Below are 23,947 nucleotides of genomic sequence, written 5' to 3'. Positions count from 1 at the left end.
TACTTACATTTGAGTAAAACTAATACAAACTGTGTTATGAACTTAGGAGAATATATAGTGAATTTAATCGATGGAATTCTTGACTTCTTTCAATTAATCAAAGATTATTTAGACGATGCATGGAGCATTTTTGAAAAAATAAAAGAAGTCGTTTTAGATATTATCGACTATTTCTCAGCAAAAATTGAAGACCTTACAGAAGAAGCTTCTACCCTTTTTGACGATTCAGACGAGGATCATTTCTTCATTTAATCCTTCCTATTTTACCATAATTTTCTTTTTCATTTGTTCCACTACTTCATAAGCAGCTGGACAAATAGCTACATTCTCTAAGGTTAGATTGGCAATTTGCTGAAACTTCTTGCGATCTGTATGAGGATATTCTCTGCATGCCTTAGGACGCACATCGTAAATTATACAATAGTTTTCTGCATCCAAAAAAGTACAAGGCACTTGTTGCAAAACATAGTCATTATCTTCGTCAATTTTCAAATATTGGTCGATAAATTGTTGGGGTTTGAGACGCAAATGCTTGCTGATTCGCTCAATATCTGCACTAGTAAATAAAGGTCCCGTTGTCTTACAACAATTGGCACAAGATAAACAGTCTGTCTTTTTAAATACTGCATTGTGGATTTCTTGCATTTGATAATCCAGATCTTTCGGTGCTTTCTTTTGTAGCTTTGCCAAATATTTTTTGTTCTCATTATGCTTATCTTTGGCTAACTTTGGAAGCTGTTGCAGTATTTTATCCATTCCTCTATATTTTGAAGGACAAAATTACAACAACTCCCTTTTTTATAGATCAAAAATCAACAAAAAAATGAAAGACCTTATTGGCCAAGCAATATTAGAGTATCAAATCACGAAAGAACCAGCAGTAATTCTCACAGAAACAGATATATCGGAAGCAGAGGAAATGGAAGTTTCCTATTGGTTTCGCTCCTATAAGGACATGCCTGAATTGGAGCAAATTGCCTTGAAAAAAAGTAAGGGAAAAATTTTAGATGTAGGCTGTGGTGCAGGTTCACATGCGCTTTATTTACAAGACAACAATTTAGATGTTACGGCTATTGATATTTCACCCAAAGCCATTGAGGCCTGTCAATTGAGAGGCGTAAAAAACACTAAAACGGCCAATATTTTGGACATCAAGAATGAACAATACGACACCATTCTACTCTTGATGAATGGAACGGGAATTTTTGGTAGATTGATTCACATCACTACCTATTTAAAGCATCTAAAAACCTTATTAGCTACTGGTGGGCAAATTTTAATTGACAGTTCCGATTTAATCTATATGTTCGATGAAGATGAAGACGGTGGAAAATGGATTCCGATGGATAATAAAGATTATTATGGAGAATTAGTTTTCAGCGTGGAATATAAAGGAGAAACAGAAGATGCCTTCCCTTGGCTCTATTTAGACTATAATACGCTGCAGAACGCCGCACATGGTTGTGGTTTAAATTGCGAAATCCTATACGAGGGAGAGAATTTTGATTACCTTGCTCGACTCACGGTTAACCGTTAAGTACAAAAAAAGCCTAAGCAATATGCTTAGGCTTTTTTTGTATCTTGATTTACATTTCCATGTATTTCATCATGATGGATTGAATGCTAGCGCCCCATTCCATTCCAACTTGTTGTCCTTTATCATACAAAACTTTATTTTTTTCGTATAATTTTTTTCCAACTGGCGTTTCATATAATTTAATCAATTCTTTGATTTCATTATGTGTAAACTCTTGAACGTAAATATCGGCCATGTTTGATTTGAACTCTTTCAAACTTACATCGAATTCTTTTTTAAATTCCCCTCTTTTTGCTTCTGGAATATTTTGGATGATATCTTCTGTCATATAGTCAAAAGCTTTCATTTGTCCACTAACTTCCATATATTTCTCAGCATCCGCTTTGTAAGCAGCATCCTGCGCAAAACCGAAATGTCCCGCTAACATAAATGCAGCTACGATTACAATTTTTTTCATAATTATTATTCTTTTGGAGGAGTAAATATAAAGCTATGTTAAGGAATATCCAAGTATTTATGCGTTTGTAATGAAATTTTCCACTGTGGATTTCGCTTGACATATTCAATAATCAAAGGCATCATTACCGCGCGTTTACTCCATTCAGTTTGCAACAAAAGCAAAGCATCTTTATTGACTTTAGCGGCTTGTTCTTCTGCAAAAATAAAATCGTGTTTGTTGTAAATCACTACTTTTAATTCATTCGCAGCAGCATAAGCACTAGCTGTCGGAAGTTTCGCTTTCTTTGGAGACAAGCAAACCCAGTCAAAATCGCCTGACATTTCGTAAGCACCTGAAGTTTCTATATTGGTTTTTAAGCCTGCTTCTTTTAATTTTTTCGTTAGATAATCTAAGTTATACATCAAAGGCTCACCTCCTGTAATAACAGCTAAATTAGCTACAGCTGATGCATCAGAAACGATTTTTTCAACTGCTGTCAATGGATGTAATTCAGCATCCCAACTTTCTTTCACATCACACCAATGGCACCCCACATCACATCCTCCTAAACGAATAAAATAAGCCGCATGACCCGAATAAAAACCTTCCCCTTGAATCGTGTAAAACTGTTCCATCAAAGGCAATACGCGTCCTTCTTCTAATGCCTTATTTTCTAGGTTTTCCTGTATCATATTAAACTAATTATTTTTACTAGTAATCTTTATTTTTCAAAAATAAAATTACGCTGCAAAGATAAGGTAAAAACATGAATCTCCCTTTTTCTAAACACTTATTCCACAAGTCTTCTTCTTAGCTTTACCTTTTATCAATCAATAATTCCTGATCTAGCCAAGTTAGAATTTGTGCATCTAGTTGGGGATTAAACTTCCTAGCATATAAATAACCTTTATGTGCAGCTTGTTGTAAAAGTTCACAATCTTCCATAGAAAAAGTAACAGGTAAAGGCACTCCTTTTCTATCCCAATCGACAAAAGTCAAAACGCCCTCAACTTGAATAACAGGATCCTTTTTCATTACCTCGGTTAAGAGTGTCTGAAAAAAATATTCATCTGCACAAAAACTGGTCTTAAAAAAATAATAGTATTCCTCGTAGTTTTCTTGATACAAGGTCATGATTTTCTCTAAAGTATCATACCTTAATGCCCACCAAGAAGATCCTTTATAAAAAACGATGGAGGGGTCTAATTCCTTTTGTGTAAATAAATACTTTACATACGAAAACTTAAAGCATCCTTTAAAAATAGACTTATACAAACCGGATATTTTATGCTTTTTGAAAATAACATACGCTCCTCTTTTATCGCTTTTATTCACTTTAAATCCTCTAAAATTAAGGTAGGGACGAGGGTGTACTTCTTGCGCAACAAACTTTTCAATAAAATCGACCGCTTGATGTTCTTCATAAAAGGTCTGAATAGCAGCAGCTGATTGAAGTGGATAATCTTGACCACTAATAAGTACTACACGATCAAAAGGTGAAGGTTGATACTCAGCCAACCCCTGAATAAGATTTAAAGTAGCTTGAACTTGTGAAAAATCACCCCATATGCAATTCACTCGATTGTCAATAAATCGAATATAATCTCCCTCACAAGCTGATTGGAAAAGAGTAAGATCACTTTTCAAATCAATGTGAACAAGAAAACGAACATTCGGCGCATATAAACGATCAATGAGTCGTTTAAGTTGTTCAGGATTTGTATGGGCTTGAACAATATAAAACACATTCAAATTCTCCCTCTGATTTAGTAGATTATTCAAGAAACTAAAATTTACATTCCACAAATAACGTTTTTTACCGCAACATCTACATTAGGTATATATTAATTTTTTGTTAAAAAACAAACAACATTCAAGTATAAATAACAAAAAGCAATCAGGTAGACATACAATAAAATACTTATTCACTTAAAAAGAATGCACAGTTATTTTATTGGTTTCTAATGCTGCAAAAAAAAATCCAGAGGAATTGTTCCTCTGGATTTTAGTATCAAAAAACGATTAAACGCTTAGATTTTATTTCTCTTACGATCTGTTTCTTTTAAGAAAATTTTTCTTAAACGAAGTGATTTTGGTGTTACCTCAACGTATTCGTCTTTTTGAATGTACTCTAAAGCTTCCTCTAATGAGAATTTAATTGCAGGAACAATTTTTGCTTTATCATCTGATCCAGATGCACGAACGTTTGTTAACTTTTTCGTTTTTGTAACGTTTACTGTCATATCATCTCCACGAGAGTTTTCACCGATAACTTGACCTTCGTAAATATCTTCGTTAGGATCAACGAAGAACTTACCGCGATCTTGTAATTTATCAATAGAATAAGGAATTGCTTTTCCATTTTCCATAGAGATTAACGAACCATTGATACGACCAGCGATTTCTCCTTTGTATGGTTGATATTCTAAGAAACGGTGTGACATAATTGCCTCACCAGCTGTTGCTGTTAACAATTGATTTCTCAAACCAATAATACCTCTAGAAGGCACTAAGAATTTGATGATCATACGGTCCCCTTTTGGTTCCATACTTAACATTTCTCCTTTTTTCAAAGTCACATATTCTACTCCACGTCCTGATAAGTTCTCTGGAATATCAATTGTTAACTCCTCTATTGGCTCACATTTTACACCATCAATTTCTTTGATGATTACTTGTGGTTGACCAATTTGAAGTTCATATCCTTCACGACGCATTGTTTCAATCAAAACAGATAAGTGTAATACACCACGTCCGAATACCATAAATTTATCCGCACTATCCGTTTCGTTCACACGCAACGCTAAGTTTTTCTCTAATTCTTTATTTAAACGATCCTTAATGTGACGAGAAGTAACATATTTACCTTCTTTACCAAAGAATGGAGAGTCGTTAATTGTGAATAACATACTCATTGTTGGCTCATCAATTGTGATAGTTGGCAATGCTTCTGGATTTTCGAAATCAGCAATAACATCTCCAATCTCAAATCCTTCGATTCCTACAACCGCACAAATATCACCAGCATATACTTCACTAACTTTTTTACGACCTAAACCTTCGAATGTATGTAATTCTTTAATTTTAGATTTTACGATTTTACCATCTCTCTTAATTAAAGAAATATTCATTCCTTCTTTTAAGATTCCACGGTGTAAACGACCAATAGCGATACGTCCTGTAAACGTTGAATAATCCAATGAAGTAATCAACATTTGTGGAGAACCTTCTCTTACTTCAGCAGCAGGGATATGCTCTAAAACCATATCTAATAATGGTTCAAAAGAATCTGTTTGCTGTTTCCAATCTGTAGACATCCAGTTGTTTTTAGCTGAACCATAAACTGCAGGGAAATCCATTTGCCATTCTTCAGCACCTAATTCGAACATTAAGTCGAATACTTTTTCGTGTACTTCTTCTGGTGTACAGTTTTCTTTGTCAACTTTATTGATTACTACACATGGTTTTAACCCTAAGCTAATTGCTTTTTGTAGTACAAATCGAGTTTGTGGCATTGGTCCTTCAAAAGCATCTACAATTAAAAGAACACCATCAGCCATATTCAATACACGCTCTACTTCTCCACCAAAATCCGCGTGTCCTGGAGTATCGATAATATTAATTTTAGTTCCTTTATAACTTACAGATACGTTTTTTGAAACGATTGTAATTCCTCTTTCTCTTTCGATATCCTCGTTATCTAAAATCAACTCTCCAGAAGTTTCATTTTCACGAAATAACTGACAGTGGTGTAATATCTTATCAACCATTGTAGTCTTACCATGGTCAACGTGTGCGATAATTGCAATATTCCTAATTTGTGTCATAAAAGGATTTTAAAATTATATTAGTATTCATTGAAATGTATAGTATAAACAAAAAAAGCCCTCATGGAATTGAGAGCTTAGTGTATGTCTTCTATAAACACAACCTATTGCTTCTTATAAAGCAGCAACGTGTTTTGTTAATTTAGATTTTAAATTAGAAGCTTTGTTTGCATGAATGATATTTTTCTTAGCTAATTTATCAATCATTGCAACAACTACAGGTAATTTATCAGCAGCATCTTTTTGATCTTCAATCAAACGTAAAGCTTTGATCGCGTTACGTGTAGTTTTATGCTGATATCTGTTTAATACTCTCTTTTTTTCGTTACTTCTAATTCTTTTTAAAGCTGACTTATGATTTGCCATTTTTTAAATATTTTATTAAGTCTATACTATTTTTTTCTGTAGTCCGTAGGGGAATCGAACCCCTGTTACCAGGATGAAAACCTGGCGTCCTAACCCCTAGACGAACGGACCAAAAAATCCATTGCGATTCTCGAAAGAATCTTGTAGTCCGTAGGGGAATCGAACCCCTGTTACCAGGATGAAAACCTGGCGTCCTAACCCCTAGACGAACGGACCAAAATGCATATTGTAATTCTAAAAAAATCAGTAGTCCGTAGGGGAATCGAACCCCTGTTACCAGGATGAAAACCTGGCGTCCTAACCCCTAGACGAACGGACCAAAATGCGGTATAATTTCTATAAAAGAACGTGTAGTCCGTAGGGGAATCGAACCCCTGTTACCAGGATGAAAACCTGGCGTCCTAACCCCTAGACGAACGGACCAAATGCGTTAGTTTCAAAAGAATTGTAGTCCGTAGGGGAATCGAACCCCTGTTACCAGGATGAAAACCTGGCGTCCTAACCCCTAGACGAACGGACCATTTTGTTTATCTAACGCGGATGCAAAAGTACAATATATTTTTAAACCCGCAAGAGAAAAAACAAAAATTTTTATTTCTAATAAGCTTTTGCAAACAACACTCTTCCTTTAGAAGGCGCTCCTGTTAAGATGCAAATTCCATCTTCCTCTTTTCTATCAATTGGAATACAGCGAATTGTAGCCTTTGTAAGGTCTTTAATCTTTTCTTCTGTCTCAATTGTACCATCCCAATGCGCAGAAATAAATCCTCCTTTATTTTCTAATAAATCTTTGAACTCCTCAAAAGAATTCGCTTCTGTTATATGCGAATCTCTATATGTCTTTGCTTTATTGAATAAATTGGATTGAATTTCTTCCAACATATCTTGTACATACGTAACGATATTGTCTTTTGCTACAATCTCTTTGGTGAATGTATCGCGACGCGCTACCTCAAATGTACCGTTTTCTAAGTCTTTTGGCCCAATAGCAACACGCAATGGCACTCCTTTCAATTCATATTCGTTAAACTTCCATCCTGGTTTGAATGTCGTACGATCATCAAACTTAAATGAAATATTCAACTTTTTAAATTGATCTGTTACTTTCTTCACTTCTTCACGAATCTCTTCTAATTGCTCATCCGTTTTGTGAATCGGAACAATTACAACTTGAATCGGTGCTAAGTTTGGTGGTAAAACCAATCCATTATCATCAGAATGCGTCATGACTAATGCTCCCATTAATCTTGTACTCACCCCCCATGAAGTTGCCCATACATATTCTTGTTTCCCTTCTTGGCTTGTAAATTTCACATCAAATGCTTTAGCAAAGTTTTGCCCTAAAAAGTGCGATGTTCCTGCTTGTAGTGCTTTACCATCTTGCATTAACGCTTCAATACAATAGGTTTCAATGGCACCTGCAAAACGCTCATTTTCTGTTTTAAATCCCTTTACAACTGGAATAGCCATAAAATTCTCAGCAAAATCAGCATATACATCCAACATTTGCTCTGCCTCTGCTACAGCTTCTTTTTCTGTTGCATGTGCGGTATGTCCTTCTTGCCATAAAAACTCGGCAGTTCTCAAGAACAAACGCGTTCTCATCTCCCAACGTACAACGTTAGCCCATTGATTCACTAAAATAGGTAAGTCGCGATAAGATTCAATCCACTTTCTATACGTATCCCAAATAATGGTTTCTGATGTAGGGCGAACGATTAACTCTTCCTCTAACTTTGCTTCTGGATCTACTTCAATTGTTTTTCCGTCTTCTCCTGTTTTTAAGCGATAATGCGTAACTACTGCACATTCCTTTGCAAATCCATCCACATGACTCGCCTCTTTACTAAAATAAGATTTGGGGATGAATAAGGGGAAATACGCATTTTGATGTCCAGTCTCTTTGAACTTCTTGTCTAACTCTGCTTGCATTTTCTCCCAAATCGCATAGCCATATGGTTTGATAACCATACATCCTCGAACTCCCGAATTTTCGGCCAAATCAGCTTTTACTACAAGCTCATTGTACCACTTCGAATAGTCCTCACTTCTCTTAGTAATATTCTTGCTCATTTTTAATATATTAGCAGTTAAGTTGTTTAACTCTTAATTAACTATAATAATTCCACAAAAGTAACTAAATTTGTTTTTAACAACAATTAAATTCCCATCGAAAATGACTACAATTCTTCAAAAAACAATAAGCATGAGAAGAATCAGCCTTTTCTTACTTCTAGGAGGATTCGCTATTTCTTGTGGCTCTTACCATAATGCATCTTACACTCAAGATGGTATTTATGGACAAAGCACACAAGCTGATCCCTATGCAGGTAATGATTCGGGTAATTACTATGAGAACTATTTTGCATCTCTTAATCAAGATATGGAATATTTCACGGATGTCAACACCTATAATTCACCTGTAAATGACAGTATATTGAATAATATACCGAATAAGGCAGTTAGTTATGGTTCATGGGGAACAGAGCCTTCTAGCATTCAAGTAAACTATTATAACAATAATTACAGACCGTATTGGGGCTATGGTTACTATGATCCATTCTACGATCCTTACTACTATGGCGGTGGTTGGGGATTAAGTATTGGATTTGGTTGGGGATGGAACAGCTACTATAGACCATGGTACAATAACTACTATTGGGGTTCACCGTACTATGGCGGATATTATTCTCCATATTACTCTCATGGCTATTACACCAACAACTATTACCCAAGAGGTTCTAGATCTTCCTATTCAAATTCTAGATCCTATCCGAATGGAAATAGCGGAAGAAATAATAGCTATTATAGCCGATCAAACAACCTAAATAGCAGTGGTAACTCAAGAAGCTATTACAGCCGATCTACTTATCAGGGCACTAGACCAACCTCTACCTCAACAAACAGTAGAAGTCGTTCTAGTTATAGCAACAGCAATACAAACTACAACAATAGTTACTATTCGAGAGGGAACTCAAATAGCAATTACAACAATAGATCATACAACACTAATTCATCGAATAGCAACTACAGTCGTTCTAATTCTTCTAGCAGTTCTCGAAGCTACAACAACAATAGCAGCTCAAGAAGCAATTATAACAGCAGCAGTTCTCGAAGTAATTACAACAGCGGAAGTAGCTCAAGAAGCAGCTATAGCAGCGGTAGTAGTGGTGCTTCAAGAAGCAGTTACAGTGGCGGAGGAAGTAGCAGAAGCAGTAGTAGTTCTCGCAGATAATTACATTAACCTAGTTGATCATACCTATGTATATAAATAAATTTATTTTTGGATTAAGCGCTTCACTTTTGACAATTGGAGCGATACAGGCACAAGAAATAAACCCGTTAGATATTTCGAGATATTCAGAATCGGATATGAATGGTACAGCTCGTTTCAGAGGAATGAGTGGAGCATTTGGTGCCGTTGGAGGAGATTTATCTGCACTCAAGATTAACCCTGCAGGAAGTGCTATATTTAACTATAACCAAGCTTCTTTCAGCTTATCATTGGCTAATAAAAACAATAAAACAAATTATCTGAACAACGGTGAGTCTAAAAACTACACAGGACTTGATGTAGGTCAGTTGGGCGCTGTTTTCGTTTTTAATTCCAATGATGCTCAAGCAACCATGAGAAAATTTGCTGTTGGAGTAAATTATGAGAGTACTAAAAACCTGAACAACGATTACCGCATCATGGGAACAGGGCAAACAAACTCTTTAGGCGAGTACTTTTATCAATTAGCCAATGGATATCAGGTTCCGCATCGTGTATTAGTACCTTCAAATAACCAAAATCAGGATTATATCAATGCGGGGTATGTTGCAGGTTATCCAGGACAGCAAACTTATTTAGCTCATGAAACATTCATCTTGAATAAAGGAAGTAAAGATGGTGAATATGAAGCTAATTTTGGAACAGACCAAGATACCTATACTCAAGGAAAATACGTAAGTACTGACGGATACAACAGTAAGTTTTCAGGTAACTTTTCAGCACAACTAGGAGATCGCATTTTTGTGGGAGCTAATTTAAACTTGCACTTATTTGATTACAAACAAACCTCAGATGCTGTAGAAGTTAACCGCAGTAATTTACCTGATGGCATGGTAAAGTCCATTAACTATACCAATCAGCTTTATACCTATGGTACTGGATTCTCTTTTAACCTAGGGGTAATTGGTCAAATTACAGATGAATTAAGAGCGGGAGTTGCCTATGAATCTCCTACTTGGTATAGTCTGCGTGATGAAATTACACAAGGAGTAGGTACAACGGTAGTAGGTGATAGTAAAGCTTATGCAGTTTATCCTGCAGTTACCAATATCTTTGAACGTTATAAATTAAAAACTCCAGCAAAATACACCGGAAGTTTAGCTTATGTCTTCAATAAAAGAGGGTTAATTAGTGTGGACTATAGTATTAAAGATTATAGCAACAATCAATTCAGACCTAAAAATGACGGTGGTTATCAAATCTTGAATGATTTCTATAACACCGAAATGAAAACAGCGAGTGAATTCCGTATTGGTGGGGAATATAGAATCAAACAAGTAAGCCTTCGTGGAGGATATCGCTTTGAAGAAAGTCCCTATAAAAACATCAAATATATGGGTGATTTAAATAGTTTCTCAGTAGGTATTGGTTATGAATTTGGAGACTCTAGATTAGACTTAGCCTACACACATTCCAACCGTTCCTACAAAACATCTGTACTCGATATGACAGTAAATAATTTGTATGACAATGCGACTTGGAAAATGAAAGAAAACTGGGTAACGTTATCTTATGTCATTAATTTCTAATCTCATTTAGAACTTTTAATACTATGAATCTCTTTAAGGATAAACTCTTAAAGAGATTTTTTTATTGTATTTTTGCATCAGAATTCAGAAATTAAAAGAATCAAACTAATGAAAGCCATTTTTAAACTTTTTGCAAGTGTATGCTTGTTGGCAACTACAGTAGGATTTGCACAAGAAACAGCTACTACACCTTTGCGTTATACCGCCTCAAACAAAGGTAAATTTTACATTTATTGGGGAGGAAACAGAGGATATTATACCAATTCAGACATTCGATTTAGAGGGGAAGGCTATGATTTTACTATTAAAGACGTAAAAGCAGATGATAAACCGAAAGGATGGCATGTTGATTACATCAATCCAGGACGTATGACTATTCCGCAAACAAACTTGCGAATTGGATACTTTATTACAGATAAATACAATATTTCCATTGGGGTTGATCACATGAAATATGTGATGCGTCAAAATCAAACGGTAAATTACTCTGGAGAATATTATGGTGCTGGTAGCTATGGAGAGCAAGTCGCTGGTCATCCAGATCAAGTAAAATTAACGGAAGAATTTTTAAAATTCGAACATACAGATGGATTAAACTATTTGAATGTTGAAGTAAATCGCGTCGATGATATCTCGAAATTATTCCGCATTTACAATACAGATAAAATCCAAGTGAATGTTACAGAAGGTCTTGGATTCGGTATCATCTACCCTAAAACAAATACAACCTTGCTGGGTAAAGATCGATATGATGAATTTCATGTTTCTGGTTTAGGTTTTTCTGCAAAAGCAGGTTTAAACGTAACCTTCTTTAAACACTTCTTCGTTCAAGCAGAATTAAAAGGAGGATTTATTGATATGTATGATGTTCGTACAACAGCTAGCAAAAAAGACAAAGCGTTCCACAACTTCTGGTTTGGTGAGACAGTTATCGCATTTGGAGGGATTTTCAAACTGTAAATCCACTTCTTTATACTCTCATAAAGTGGCTGTTCTTCGGAATTTGCCACTTTTTTTATTCCCTTATTTGTCACACATTCACCTCCTATCTAAAACGGAATCATTTTAGATAACCGCAGCACTTCTTATAATTCTCACAAAGCTTCTTCGCTATATAGAAAAAAAATGTACTTTTGCAGTCCAATTTTTTTCAAACAAATGAGAACTAAATCTTTAAAAAAGAACAAGATAAACGTTGTAACTCTAGGTTGCTCTAAAAACATTTACGACAGTGAAGTGTTAATGGGTCAATTAAAAGCTAGTGGTAAAGACGTTACACACGAAGCGGCTAACGATGAAGCGAATATCATTGTGATTAACACTTGTGGTTTTATCAACAATGCGAAAGCAGAATCAGTGAATACGATTTTAGAATACGTAGATAAAAAAGAACAAGGTGTTGTAGATAAAGTTTTTGTAACAGGGTGTTTATCTGAGCGATACCGACCTGATTTAGAAGCTGAAATTCCAAATGTAGATCAATACTTCGGAACTACAGATTTACCACTTCTTTTGAAAGCTTTAGGTGCCGATTACCGCCATGAACTTTTAGGTGAGCGTTTAACAACGACTCCTAAGAACTATGCCTATTTAAAAATTGCAGAGGGCTGTGACCGTCCTTGTAGTTTCTGTGCCATTCCTATTATGCGTGGAAAACACATTTCTCAACCTATTGAAAAATTGGTCAAAGAAGCTGAAGGGCTAGCTAAAAATGGCGTAAAAGAATTAATTCTTATTGCTCAAGATTTAACGTATTACGGACTAGATTTATATAAAAAGAGAAACTTAGCGGAGTTACTTGAGAACTTAACGAAAATAGAAGGAATCGAATGGATTCGCTTACACTATGCTTTCCCTACAGGTTTCCCAATGGATGTATTAGAATTAATGAAGCGTGAGCCTAAGATTTGTAATTACATTGATATTCCTTTGCAACATATTTCAGATAATATCTTGAAATCGATGCGTCGTGGAACTACACAAGCAAAGACAACAAAATTATTAAACGAATTTAGAGCAGCTGTACCAGGAATGGCTATTCGTACAACGTTAATCGTTGGATATCCAGGTGAAACAGAAGAAGATTTCCAAATCTTAAAAGATTGGGTACAAGAAATGCGTTTTGAGCGTTTAGGTTGTTTTGCTTATTCTCATGAAGAAAACACCCATGCTTACGCTCTAGAAGATGACGTTCCTCAAGAAGTAAAACAAGAAAGAGCAAACGAAATCATGGAAATTCAAGCTCAAATTTCATGGGAATTAAACCAGGAAAAAATTGGACAAACCTATCGTTGTATCATTGATAGAAAAGAAGGAAATCACTTCATTGGTCGTACAGAATTTGACAGTCCAGATGTTGATAACGAAGTTTTAATTGACGCAACTAAGCACTACCTAAAAATTGGGGAATTTGCTACCATCACCATTGATGAAGCAACAGAGTTCGATTTATACGGAAGTCCTGCAAACTAATATAAAAAATCGCCATCTCAAGAGATGGCGATTTTTTTTTTGGCCCTATGGGCTATGAAGTTATGGGTTATGAGTTATGGGTTATGAGTTATGGGTTATGAGTTATGGGCTGCTGACCCTCTCATCCCTTCTCATCACCTCACCTTCTCATCACCTTACCTTCTCATCACCTTACCTTCTCATCACCTTACCTTCTCATCACCTTACCTTCTCATCACCTTACCTTCTCATCACCTTACCTTCTCATCACCTTACCTTCTCATCACCTTACCCTTTCATCACCTCACCCGCTCATCACCTCACCCGCTCATCACCTCACCCGCTCATCATCTCACCCGCTCATCATCTCACCCTTTCATAACATAACTTCCAACAATGAGAAGATAACTAAAGAACAAACAGCACAAAAAACAAACCACACAAAACCACTTGGGTGTTGCACAAAATAGTTTTAAGTTTAGGAAAAATATAGAATTATGCTGAAACAGACTATTTCTCTTCTAACCTTAGCCTTGACTTCCATGGTCTGGGGTCAAAATAAAGTGCACTTCACCTCTACACCTTCGCTAAGTCCAGATGGAAAAACCACCTACTTTAGTTTTGATGGAGATCTTTGGCAAGTGCCCACATCAGGTGGAGAAGCTTTAAGACTCACGGCTCTACCAGGTAATGAAACTAACCCTCGTGTTTCTCCAGATGGAAAATGGTTGGCTTTTAGTTCAGATCAATATGGCAATAAGGATATTTTTCTGATGCCTTTAACGGGTGGTCCAATTCAACAGTTAACCTATCACCAAGCCGCAGATGAAATGGAAAGCTGGAGCTGGGATAGTGAAACAATTTATTTTACAAGTAATGCGTATAACAACTATGCTTCTTTTTCTATAAGTAAAAATGGAGGTACTCCCACCCCACTCTTCACCAACTATTTCAATAATACCAATGGTTTAGTTGAAACACCCGCTGGGGAATACTTGTTTACCAATTCAACTGAAAGCTCAAATCAAGTAATGCGTAAACGATATAAGGGTGAAAATAACCCTGATATTTTGGGGTATAATCCAACGAATCAAAGTTTCAAATCCTATACTGATTACAACGGAAAAGATTTTAATCCTACTGTCGATCGACAAGGTAACATTTACTTTATTTCGGATGAAAATAATGGACATTACAATTTGTATACCTTCAGAAATGGCAAGAAAACAGCCTTAACTGAGTTCACCTCATCCATCAAAAAACCTTTTGTATCTGCAGATGGAAGTCAAGTTATTTTTGAAAAAGACTACCAGCTTTTTGTGTTTGATACCAAGCTAAATCAAGTTCGCTCACTTGATATTACATTAAATACAAATAAATCTATTGCGAAAGAACAAACCTTTAAAGTAGAAGACAATATCAGTTTCTTTGATCTTGCACCTGATGGAAAAAAATTAGCTTTCGTCAGTCGAGGCGTACTTTTTGTATCGGATATTGAAGGTAAATTTATCCAAGCAATCACAACAGGTACAGAACGAGTGATGGAGGTAAAATGGCTAAAAGACAACCAAACACTCTTATTTAGCCAAACGCATAAGGGATACCAAAACTGGTTTAAAATTGCAGCAAACGGCAAAGGAAAAGCAGAACAGTTAACACAGGATTTGCGTAATAATAGAGATTTGACCTTTAATCAAGCGTTGACTCAGGCTGTTTATACGAGTGGTCGAGATGAAATTCGCTTACTTGATTTGCAAACGTTCACTTCTAAAACAATTATCAAAGACGAAATATGGGCTTTCCAAAGTGCACCACCATCCTTCTCTCCAGATGGAGCGTATGTGCTCTTTACAGCAAAACGCAATTTCGAGGATGATATTTTTATTCATAACATCCAAAAAAATGAAACCATTAACTTGACGAATACAGGAGTTTCAGAAACGAATCCTGTTTGGTCTCCGTCTGGGAAATACATTTATTTCACTAGTGATCGATTGAATCCTTCTTATCCAATGGGTATGCAAAATGCTAGTATTTATCGCCTAGCCTTGGATTGGTATACAGAACCATTTAAATCAGATGAATTTGATCAATTATTTACAGTCAAAAAAGAAGAAAAAAACGAGAGCAAAAAAAAGAAAACAAAAGCAACCGAATCACCTAAACCATCTCTTGTAGTTAGCATCAATACAAAAGATATACTAGATCGCATTGAATTGGTGAGCGACAAATTTGGCAATCAAAATACGCCTACTGTCTTCCAAGAGGATAAAAAGGAATATGTCTATTATTCTTCCAATCAAGAAAATGGAAAATACACGCTATATCGCAAGATTTATGAGCAATTTGAAGACGCTAAAACAGAAAAAGTATGGGATAAAAGTGTGAATCAGATTCAGCGAAAGGACAAAACACTCTATGCACTAAGTGGCAACAACCTCTACATATTTGCTTTAGAGAAAGGTACACCTGAAAAAATCAATATTTCTTATTCCTTCACTAAAAACTTAGCGGAAGAATTTAGTCAAATGTTTGAAGAAACTTGGGCAGGTGTAGAAGAAAATTTCTATGACGAAACGTTCCATGGTCTAGATTGGGAGGCGACAAAAACCTATTTTGCATCCTATATTCCCTATCTAAATAGTAGAAACGACCTTCGTATCTTACTCAATGATATGTTAGGTGAATTGGGTTCTTCTCACTTAGGCTTTACCTCAACGGGAGAAGAAGAAAAAACGAGGTTACAATACAATACCGTAGAAACAGGAATCATTTTCTCTGCATTGAATCCTTATGAAGTCGCGCGTGTACTACGTAAATCCCCAGCAGCAACGAAGGATATTACGCTACAGCAAGGTGATATACTGACGCATGTCAATGGGCAAAAAGTAGATTCCACAAAAAACCGCGATGCTTATTTTACGTTTGCCCCTACCCAAGAGGAAATTGAATTAACCTTCTTACGCGGAGCAAAAGAAATTATAGTAAAACTACATCCCATCTCATTTGTTGCGCAGAAAAGTTTATTGTATGACGAGTGGATCTATCAAAATAAACAACGTGTTAACGAATGGAGTACAAACAGAATTGCCTATAGTTACATGAAAAATATGGGGTCTACGGAATTAGATTCTTTCTTATTGGATATGGTTGAGCAAGAACACCACAAGGAAGGTGTCATCTTAGATCTTCGATTCAATACAGGAGGAAACGTACATGATAAAGTACTCAATTTCTTGGCACAACGCCCTTATTTACAATGGAAATATAGAGAAGGAAAACTCACAATGCAGAGTAATTTTAGTCCAAGTGGAAAACCGATTGTCCTGCTAATCAATGAGTTTTCACTTAGTGATGCAGAAATGACTGCAGCTGGTTTTAAGGCTTTAAAATTGGGAAAAATCATTGGTCAAGAAACCTATCGTTGGATTATTTTCACTTCTGGTAAATCATTAGTTGACAATTCTTTTTATCGCTTACCCTCTTGGGGAACTTACACCTTGGAAGGGGATAATTTAGAAAAAACAGGAGTAGCTCCAGATATATATGTCAAAAACACCTTTATGGATCGCCTGCAAGAGAAAGATCCACAGCTAGAACGCGCTGTACAAGAAATCTTACAAGATTTAAAATAAAAAAAAGAGAGCTTTTTTCAATAAAAAGTTCTCTTTTTTCATTCTTTTTCAATACATTAATGGTAAAATTTATCATTTTAAATGCAATCACTTTTTTATTTACAATAAGATAATGTAGAGATAATTGCTATTCCTTAGAATTGATACATTTTTGTTTTTCACTAATCAATACTTGAACTATGAAATTAAAAATGCCATTGTTATCCATACTTTGTACAGTTATCACCTCTACCACAATCGCACAAGAATCAAAAATACTGCGTATTGGACACCGAGGTGCTATGGGACATATTACTGAAAACACGGTGGAATCTATTGTAAAAGCTATCGATTTACACTGTGATATGATTGAGATTGACGTATTCAAAGTAAAAAGTGGAGAGCTTGTCGTTTTTCACGATGATACACTCGATCGCATCACCAATGCGAAAGGGGATATTGAAAGTTATACCCTAGAAGAATTGGAAGATGTTTTAGTAGGAGGTAAATACAAAATTCCAACATTAGGGGAAGTAATTGAAGTTATAGGAAAAAAGGCCGTACTAAATATTGAACTAAAAGGAAGCAATACAGCAGTAGATACCCATCGTCTTATTCGCACTTTCTTACAAAGAGGATGGACCTATGATGATTTTATTCTTTCTAGTTTTAAATGGGAAGAGTTAAAAATAGCATATGACTTAGATGCCGATTTACCCCTTGCCGTATTAACAGAAAAAAAACCGGAAGATGCGATTGAATTTGCGTTAAGTATTCAAGCCAGAGCTATTAATCCCTATCACAAAATGCTCAATGAGGAAAACACGGCTTTGATTAAAAAAGAAAAGCTAAAAATATTTCCGTGGACCGTTAATGATCTTAAAGACATTGAACGCATGAAAAAGCTAAAGGTTGATGGGATTATTACCAACTTCCCTGAACGAATTTAAATTTCAATTATTTGCTTTATACGATAAAGGCAGTTGTGAAAACACAACTGCCTTTATTATGGTATATAGGTTTCACTAGTTCTATTTTATGACTGTATAATAAGACCACGTACCATGCTCTGTTTACAAATACCTCAACACCTCTGACATATCTTCTCCAAAGAAATTGTGCTCTTGAGCAACTTCATACAATTCAGGGTATTGCTGTGCTAAAATAATAAAGTCATATTCGATGGTACTAGCGAATTTTTCTGCAACATGTAGTTCTAAAAGAGACGTATACACCCAAATCATAGCTCGCTCTTCAGGGGTATAATAGGGTTCTCGCTGGGTAAAGTAATTGTCTACTTCGCTGTAATCAGCAGCATATTCGTTGGGAATATACGGTGTTGTCATTTGAATAAAATAGTAATCCAAAGGCACTCGAATGTAGGCTTCATCTTCTTTGGCTAATTCTACAGCAGCAGCTAACATTTTTTTCTTGACAATCAGCTTTCCATCAAACCCACGAGAAAAAAACAAACGATCATACATGCGGTAATCCCAACCCTCGCGTGAAAGCTTGCTCATTTTTTTGTATTCATCCATGCATTTGATTTGAATTCTTTTGTAAACATCTGGATAATTTGGAGGGAAATCTTCATAGCCAATATCTTTCACAAATTCATAAGGTAAAAAATCATAGACTTCATTTAGTGCAGCTCGATTGGAATAAAAAATATAATTATTGTATGCAAGATCATAAGAATTTACTCTAAATCCATAATACTTTTTATCATAATCATCTAAATATCTCTCCACATCATCATAGCTAAAACTATAGAAATACCGGTGTTCTAAATCGAAAATATAATTTCCATAAGTAAAATAAAGCAATGGAACTTTATCATATTTATCTTGGTTGTATATTTTAGGTAATAGTATTAGAAAATTGTCTATTTTTTTTATTCTGGGATTAGTTGAATAATCAGTATAGATGTCTACGTTAAAAATCTCCATAATTCGCTGAGCAAAAACTTCTTCACTTGGAAATTGAAATCCAAAAGATTTTAATCCCATATAGTAGAGGTGATTCATCAAGTTTATCTCCTCCATACTATAATCTTCTTCAATAAACTCCTGACCTTCAGGCATCCCTAGATTGAGATCATAAATACCTTCTAGTACTTTTTGATTTTCTTGCGTTCGCCCTTCCATAACTTCCATAATTCCTTCTTCTTTATATTGAGGCATATGCTGCCAGTCTCTTTTGGGTTGTGTTAATATTTGTTCTTGTATTGTTGGTTCTTGATTTTTTTTTTGACAATTAAGCGATAGAAAACAAATAAGTAGGCATATAGGTAGAATTCTGTATTTCATAATAAAAATATTATAATGTTTTGGTGTAGTTAATAGGTCTAAAATATCCAAACCAACTGTCATGTGAACTAAGAGCTCCTCCAGTGCGTTTGTAGTAAGCTACTCTTGTTTTTTTTGTGTGTATTTTAGATTCCTTAATTTTTGTTATTTTACTGTTATCATATATTCCTATAGCATTTCTTAAGTGTGTATCTTCATCGCCGCTTCCTAATGCATCTATGGCTTCTAATATTATCACTAAATCATCTTTTTGATTATGCTTATATACAATTCCTGTATGTCCCCGAACTTGACCTGTTTTTTTATTAAGACCGCTCCACACGAATATATCCCCTCGTTCTGGAATAAAATCTGCTTTTTCACTTCCTACAACATGTTCAATATTGGTATTACCGATAGCCTTTTGAAAATCTTTTTCTGTAGTCATCACACCGGTATGTAATTGTATGGGTTCTTGAACGACGCCTAAATGGTAGAGATACAAGGCTACAACTTCAGAACAATCAACTTCAAAAATATCTTTGTACTTTATTCCTTTCCGAGAGCCTCGTTGACTATAGGTCCATCCTTCTTCTACATACCGTTTCATCATTTCCAATACGCCATCTCCATAATCGGGAAAGTAGGTAAAGCCACAAGTATCAATCTGAAACACCTTAGACGTCTTATCTTTAAAAATCTTTTCCTTCTCTGCATAAGCAACATTGTTTCCTATTTTTTTTGACACCTCATCAACATTCCATTCTAAATTACTATAGTGATTCGCTTTTTTATCCCTCCAAGCCCAATAGGCCATACTAGCCACCATAGCCACTTGAGGATCTATTCCTACTTTATCCGCACCTTCCTCTGTTAATACCTCCACACCCAATAGTTTTGTCGTATACTTATTTGCTTGTTCATAACTGGCTCTAAACGTAATCTGAATATAGCCTCGTCCTCTAAATTTCCAGCCTTCACCTCCTGGCTCATTTTTATCATTTCCAAATCTTCCTCCATAAACCAAGTCGGCAATCATTCTTTGGTTTGCAGCTTGTATACCCCTGTCATTAGGAGCATTTAAATCTTTTCTTCCATACTTGTTAGCATTCTGCTTATTTTGAAAAAAATTGTTTAATCGCACAGGTTGAGAGCGATAGTTTCCATCCGTATAATATCCTCCAATTTGATTAACGGTATCTCCTTTCACCCATGTATTTCCCCTTCTCCTTTCATTACCCGTTTCCAATAGTAAAGCAGAATAGTCTAGATTCTCTTTTCTAATTTTCAAGGGGCTTCCTGATTCTGCAAAAACTTGTGCAAAAAAATGCGCTTTATTCCAACAAGTATTCATTTCAAAAACCGTCATATAATCAGTATAGGCTTTTGCAATGGCTTCCAGGACAGCTGCATCTGATCCTGGAAATATCTGGAGCAATTGGGCGCTTGTTACAGGAGCCTTACATCTTGGACAATCGGAATGGGAATCAGGTACAACCTCCTTTTTATCCTGCGGTCTACGCTCCACGACAATTGGTATACTGTGTTCCTTAAAAGTTTGGCTAAACACAAATTTTTCAACCAGTTTAAGCTGATGCAGGTAGAGGTAGCCCAATTTATTGTCCTTGTGATAGGTCGCTAGGCGAAGAAGATTTTCTTTCGCTCGTTTTTGAGCCTCTGTACGAGGCAATCCTTCTTCTATTTCCGGTTGAAAGGGCTGCATCAGTAAGTGATCATTAGCTCGATTTCGCTCATATCCTTTAGGAAATAATACCTCCACAGCTGTTTTCTTTACGGTATATGGGTTTTGGTTATACAACGGTCCTTTGGTTTTGGCTTCATAGCTAATTCCTAAATAAAACACACGAGGGGTACTTGCCAATCCCTTGTCTTTTTTATGAGTATTCCCTTTGTAGATCAATTCATCCCCCGTATCTAAGGGATGATAAATTGTATGTTGCCCTTTGGGAAAAGCAAGAGAAAATGAGGTAGCCTTTCGATCTTTAAATTCCAACTTTAAAAAGCTTTGATTGGTATTTTCATATAGGGTTACCGTCAAGGTATCAGGTAAGATTTCATCCTGATCATAGCGCCCCAGTATGCGTACTACTTCAATTTCAATGGGTTCTTTGTACAGTATGGGGCGAATCAAACGGCGGTGATTAGCCGTGTTAAAATAGGCTTCAATACGGTATTTCTTCAGAATATACGCATAAGTATTCACCGTATCCACTGGAAAAACATGACCAAAAAGGGCTTCCTTTTTATCGAATAATTCCCTTTTGACATTCGATAGTCCAATTTCTTCTGAAAGGGTAAAAAAGATCGCGTATTCTTCCCCTTGACCTTCTGGAACCTGACAAGCGAAAGTCTTCCAAAAATCAGAGAAGCTTTTTACCACATGCGTACCTTTCCCTTGGCTGTCAAAATCAACCGTATCGCGAAACAATTCTAATACATCTCGTTCTCGATTGCGAGAATCATACCAATAACAAATTGTCGCTGATTGATCCTCAAAACCTGTAATTTCCAATGCAATAGCAAAGTCTTCATTGAAACTTAAAGTAGGCTGATGTTGATCCAACGCATTGACAAATTCCCAGCGGTTCACTTTTCCTTCTATACACTCAATTTCATGAGTATACGTTTGGTTATTGAATAGCACCTCCAAGCGGTACAAACCAACTTCTTCCAATTGAAGATCCAGCGTAGCTAGGTTAGACTGCAATACAATACCCTCGGTTTGGGTGTGAATAGGATAGATTTCAATCGCTTCTAAGGATTGATTGGCAAGCGTATCTGCTGATTCAGTTGCTTGCAGTTCCTTCAAATCGCGCTGAATGGCTTGTTGAAGTTTTGGATTGGCATAATACATAGACAAGTCAAAACCCGCCTGCTTTTTAGGCCCTTTGACATAAGTTAGCATATAGCGTATTTCACCGTCAACATTGGCGTGAATAATAGAAGCTGGTTGATTTTCTTTTTCAGGGAACACATAGTGAAGCAATCGTTGAAACACATTTGGTTGGTGTAACTCATGAGCTTCCACATATACATCTGCTGTTGGAGATTGATACCCTAAAGTTGTTTCCAAAGTAAGCGTCACAATAGCTTGACGGTAAACTCGATAAACTTGGTTTTGAGTCTTTTGAACAGTTGTCGAAGAGGCATGGCTTGGGCTTAGTGTCAACTGTTCGAGTTGATTAGCCATGACTTGAATGGTTTGTGTCGCTTTGTCTTTTCCTGTCCAAAAATTGCCATATACACACGCAATAACATAGGTACCTTCCGCAGTAAAATCTAGAGTCACTGTTGTATGACGTATAAAATGCTGTTGAAATTGCTTACTACCTGGAGATTGTATCAACCATTTAACCTGTGTTGGATTGATAGTTTGCTTGTTTTGAAGCTCAGCTGTAAATGTAATCCGACTACCAAAGCGAATCCGTTCTACCTGTGGAGAAATCGAGAGTACTGCATTGGCGTATATCTGAAAATATTGAGGCGGGATTGCAAAGCTGCGCTTTGAATTTTCCCAAACCTCCACTTGATAGGTATGGGTATTGGTGCAGGTATACACTGCTTGAATGACAGTACCGACTTGAGTAAATGGATGCTTACCTGCTGAGCAGAAAACAACAGCGGTTTGGGTATGTGAATCTCCTTCTTTTACGCGAACTTTGATTCGCAGTTGATCGACTCGTTCCTGTGACAAGCGAATGGTACTATGCAGTGTAATCTTTACTTGATCTCCAACAACGCGCGTTAATGTTGGGGGTTGATTCAATTCCAACAAGGTAAGAACGGCCTGATTGACCACTTCGATATAGTAGTAAAAAGTGCCGTAATATGTTTTTGTCGCCTCTTCTTTTGGCGTTCGTGCAGCAGATATAAGATAAACACCCGTCTGAGTAGGTTCCCAGCTAAAAGCACGATGGGTGGTGGGATGTGCTTGGTAATTGACGTTTTCTGCCGTTGTTTGAACGTGAAAAGTCTGACCCGTTTTTCCTGCTTCGAAAAGGCTCGAATCACCACAAGACTGTGTGACGCTCCAGCTGATGTACTGCTTGTCTTCTCCTAAAGGTGTACTCGCTCTAAATATCATTTCTTCTCCAAGGCCCACACGCAAAGCACGAGGATTTTCTGGACTAAGCGCACCCCAATGGAGTTCGTCTAAATTCACTAACGTTATACTATCGACATTGGAAACATAGCGGAGCGTTTGAAGACTACTAGCTTCACCAACTTTTTCTTCAATTAAATCATCACAAGTGTTTTCTTCTTCTGCTGTTTCTGTTTCTTGTTGCTCTTGGTCTTCCTCCGCCGTAATAACTTGACCATGGTGATGAATGGAGATTATACCGCCTATTACACATTGTAGCGTACCTGTTTCAGTTAAGATATCCCGTTCTCCAAGAGAAGGAAAATGCGCATTGGCTTCGACCTTCCAAAAACCAAGAGGTTGATACAGACAGCTTTTATCGTACCCTTTTTTGTGCTTACACGTTTTAAAAGGAGAAGGTCCTTCGACAAATTGAGTGTCTTCAATAGTCGCAATGAGTTTATCAACCGCATTCGCATAATACTTTTTATGCGTACTAATCCGCAATTCAGGAAAAAGT

17 protein-coding genes and 5 tRNA genes are annotated in these 23,947 nt (G+C 36.3%); 8 read left to right on the top strand and 14 right to left on the bottom strand.

Features of this window, described 5'->3' with window-relative positions; all coding sequences use genetic code 11:
- Positions 1 to 36 precede the first annotated feature (36 nt).
- Positions 37 to 252 carry a hypothetical protein gene (locus tag AWV75_RS16895; RefSeq protein ID WP_060875480.1) on the top strand — a complete coding sequence of 72 codons (216 nt, stop codon included), beginning with the start codon at positions 37 to 39 and terminating at the stop codon, positions 250 to 252.
- A 6-nt stretch (positions 253 to 258) separates the two neighbouring features.
- Here the strand turns inward: AWV75_RS16895 and AWV75_RS16890 are convergent, their stop codons facing one another.
- The gene (locus tag AWV75_RS16890; RefSeq protein WP_060875479.1) at positions 259 to 756 is read right to left on the bottom strand and encodes a YkgJ family cysteine cluster protein; all 498 of its coding nucleotides are present in this window, start codon (positions 754 to 756) and stop codon (positions 259 to 261) included.
- 67 nt (positions 757 to 823) lie between these two features.
- Here AWV75_RS16890 and AWV75_RS16885 point away from each other — a divergent pair, with 67 nt between their 5' ends.
- On the top strand, positions 824 to 1,537 hold the full coding sequence (locus AWV75_RS16885) for a class I SAM-dependent methyltransferase (RefSeq protein WP_060875478.1): 714 nt from the start codon (positions 824 to 826) through the stop codon (positions 1,535 to 1,537).
- A gap of 49 nt (positions 1,538 to 1,586) precedes the next feature.
- Here AWV75_RS16885 and AWV75_RS16880 read toward each other — a convergent pair whose 3' ends face one another.
- The 11 genes from AWV75_RS16880 to proS form a co-directional block, all read right to left on the bottom strand.
- Complete coding sequence (locus AWV75_RS16880) at positions 1,587 to 1,994, bottom strand: DUF2059 domain-containing protein (RefSeq protein WP_060875477.1); 408 nt, start codon at positions 1,992 to 1,994, stop codon at positions 1,587 to 1,589.
- Between the two features lie 38 nt (positions 1,995 to 2,032).
- Positions 2,033 to 2,668, bottom strand: coding sequence for a 7-carboxy-7-deazaguanine synthase QueE (locus AWV75_RS16875; RefSeq protein WP_060875476.1), 636 nt, complete (start codon positions 2,666 to 2,668; stop codon positions 2,033 to 2,035).
- Between the two features lie 124 nt (positions 2,669 to 2,792).
- On the bottom strand, positions 2,793 to 3,758 hold the full coding sequence (locus tag AWV75_RS16870) for a beta-1,6-N-acetylglucosaminyltransferase (protein ID WP_060875475.1): 966 nt from the start codon (positions 3,756 to 3,758) through the stop codon (positions 2,793 to 2,795).
- A gap of 248 nt (positions 3,759 to 4,006) precedes the next feature.
- A complete protein-coding gene (gene typA, locus AWV75_RS16865; RefSeq protein ID WP_060875474.1) occupies positions 4,007 to 5,803 on the bottom strand; it encodes a translational GTPase TypA in 1,797 nt (598 codons plus the stop codon).
- Positions 5,804 to 5,917: 114 nt separating this feature from the next.
- Positions 5,918 to 6,169 (bottom strand): 30S ribosomal protein S20, encoded by a 252-nt coding sequence (gene rpsT / locus AWV75_RS16860; protein ID WP_002987410.1) that lies wholly within the window; start codon positions 6,167 to 6,169, stop codon positions 5,918 to 5,920.
- Between the two features lie 39 nt (positions 6,170 to 6,208).
- A tRNA-Glu gene (locus tag AWV75_RS16855) sits at positions 6,209 to 6,280 on the bottom strand.
- Positions 6,281 to 6,313: 33 nt separating this feature from the next.
- A tRNA-Glu gene (locus AWV75_RS16850) sits at positions 6,314 to 6,385 on the bottom strand.
- A 31-nt stretch (positions 6,386 to 6,416) separates the two neighbouring features.
- Positions 6,417 to 6,488: transfer RNA gene (locus AWV75_RS16845), tRNA-Glu, on the bottom strand.
- 32 nt (positions 6,489 to 6,520) lie between these two features.
- Positions 6,521 to 6,592 (bottom strand) — tRNA-Glu (locus tag AWV75_RS16840).
- Between the two features lie 25 nt (positions 6,593 to 6,617).
- Positions 6,618 to 6,689: transfer RNA gene (locus AWV75_RS16835), tRNA-Glu, on the bottom strand.
- Between the two features lie 77 nt (positions 6,690 to 6,766).
- Positions 6,767 to 8,242: a proline--tRNA ligase gene (gene proS / locus AWV75_RS16830; protein ID WP_060875473.1), complete on the bottom strand. Its 1,476-nt coding sequence runs from the start codon at positions 8,240 to 8,242 to the stop codon at positions 6,767 to 6,769.
- 133 nt (positions 8,243 to 8,375) lie between these two features.
- Here proS and AWV75_RS18925 point away from each other — a divergent pair, with 133 nt between their 5' ends.
- From AWV75_RS18925 to AWV75_RS16795, 6 genes are all read left to right on the top strand, one after another.
- On the top strand, positions 8,376 to 9,404 hold the full coding sequence (locus AWV75_RS18925; RefSeq protein ID WP_197429600.1) for a hypothetical protein: 1,029 nt from the start codon (positions 8,376 to 8,378) through the stop codon (positions 9,402 to 9,404).
- A gap of 26 nt (positions 9,405 to 9,430) precedes the next feature.
- Positions 9,431 to 10,972: an OmpP1/FadL family transporter gene (locus tag AWV75_RS16815; RefSeq protein ID WP_060875470.1), complete on the top strand. Its 1,542-nt coding sequence runs from the start codon at positions 9,431 to 9,433 to the stop codon at positions 10,970 to 10,972.
- Positions 10,973 to 11,080: 108 nt separating this feature from the next.
- On the top strand, positions 11,081 to 11,932 hold the full coding sequence (locus AWV75_RS16810; RefSeq protein WP_060875469.1) for a hypothetical protein: 852 nt from the start codon (positions 11,081 to 11,083) through the stop codon (positions 11,930 to 11,932).
- A gap of 198 nt (positions 11,933 to 12,130) precedes the next feature.
- Positions 12,131 to 13,444, top strand: a complete 1,314-nt coding sequence (rimO, locus tag AWV75_RS16805) for a 30S ribosomal protein S12 methylthiotransferase RimO (protein ID WP_060875468.1) — start codon at positions 12,131 to 12,133, stop codon at positions 13,442 to 13,444.
- A 476-nt stretch (positions 13,445 to 13,920) separates the two neighbouring features.
- A complete protein-coding gene (locus tag AWV75_RS16800; protein WP_060875467.1) occupies positions 13,921 to 17,058 on the top strand; it encodes a S41 family peptidase in 3,138 nt (1,045 codons plus the stop codon).
- Positions 17,059 to 17,237: 179 nt separating this feature from the next.
- Positions 17,238 to 17,987 carry a glycerophosphodiester phosphodiesterase gene (locus AWV75_RS16795; RefSeq protein WP_060875466.1) on the top strand — a complete coding sequence of 250 codons (750 nt, stop codon included), beginning with the start codon at positions 17,238 to 17,240 and terminating at the stop codon, positions 17,985 to 17,987.
- 123 nt (positions 17,988 to 18,110) lie between these two features.
- On the opposite strand, the gene AWV75_RS16790 is transcribed toward AWV75_RS16795, so the two are convergent.
- Positions 18,111 to 19,346, bottom strand: a complete 1,236-nt coding sequence (locus AWV75_RS16790) for a hypothetical protein (protein WP_060875500.1) — start codon at positions 19,344 to 19,346, stop codon at positions 18,111 to 18,113.
- Between the two features lie 10 nt (positions 19,347 to 19,356).
- Positions 19,357 to 23,947, bottom strand: a 4,591-nt coding sequence (locus AWV75_RS16785) for a PAAR-like protein (protein ID WP_060875465.1), incomplete at its 5' end; no start/stop codon positions are given.

This window comes from Myroides odoratus (assembly GCF_001549985.1).
In the GTDB taxonomy this organism is placed as follows: domain Bacteria; phylum Bacteroidota; class Bacteroidia; order Flavobacteriales; family Flavobacteriaceae; genus Flavobacterium; species Flavobacterium odoratum_A.
The sequence above is the reverse complement of the archived record's forward strand: the minus strand, read 5'-3'. Positions and strand labels throughout refer to the sequence as shown.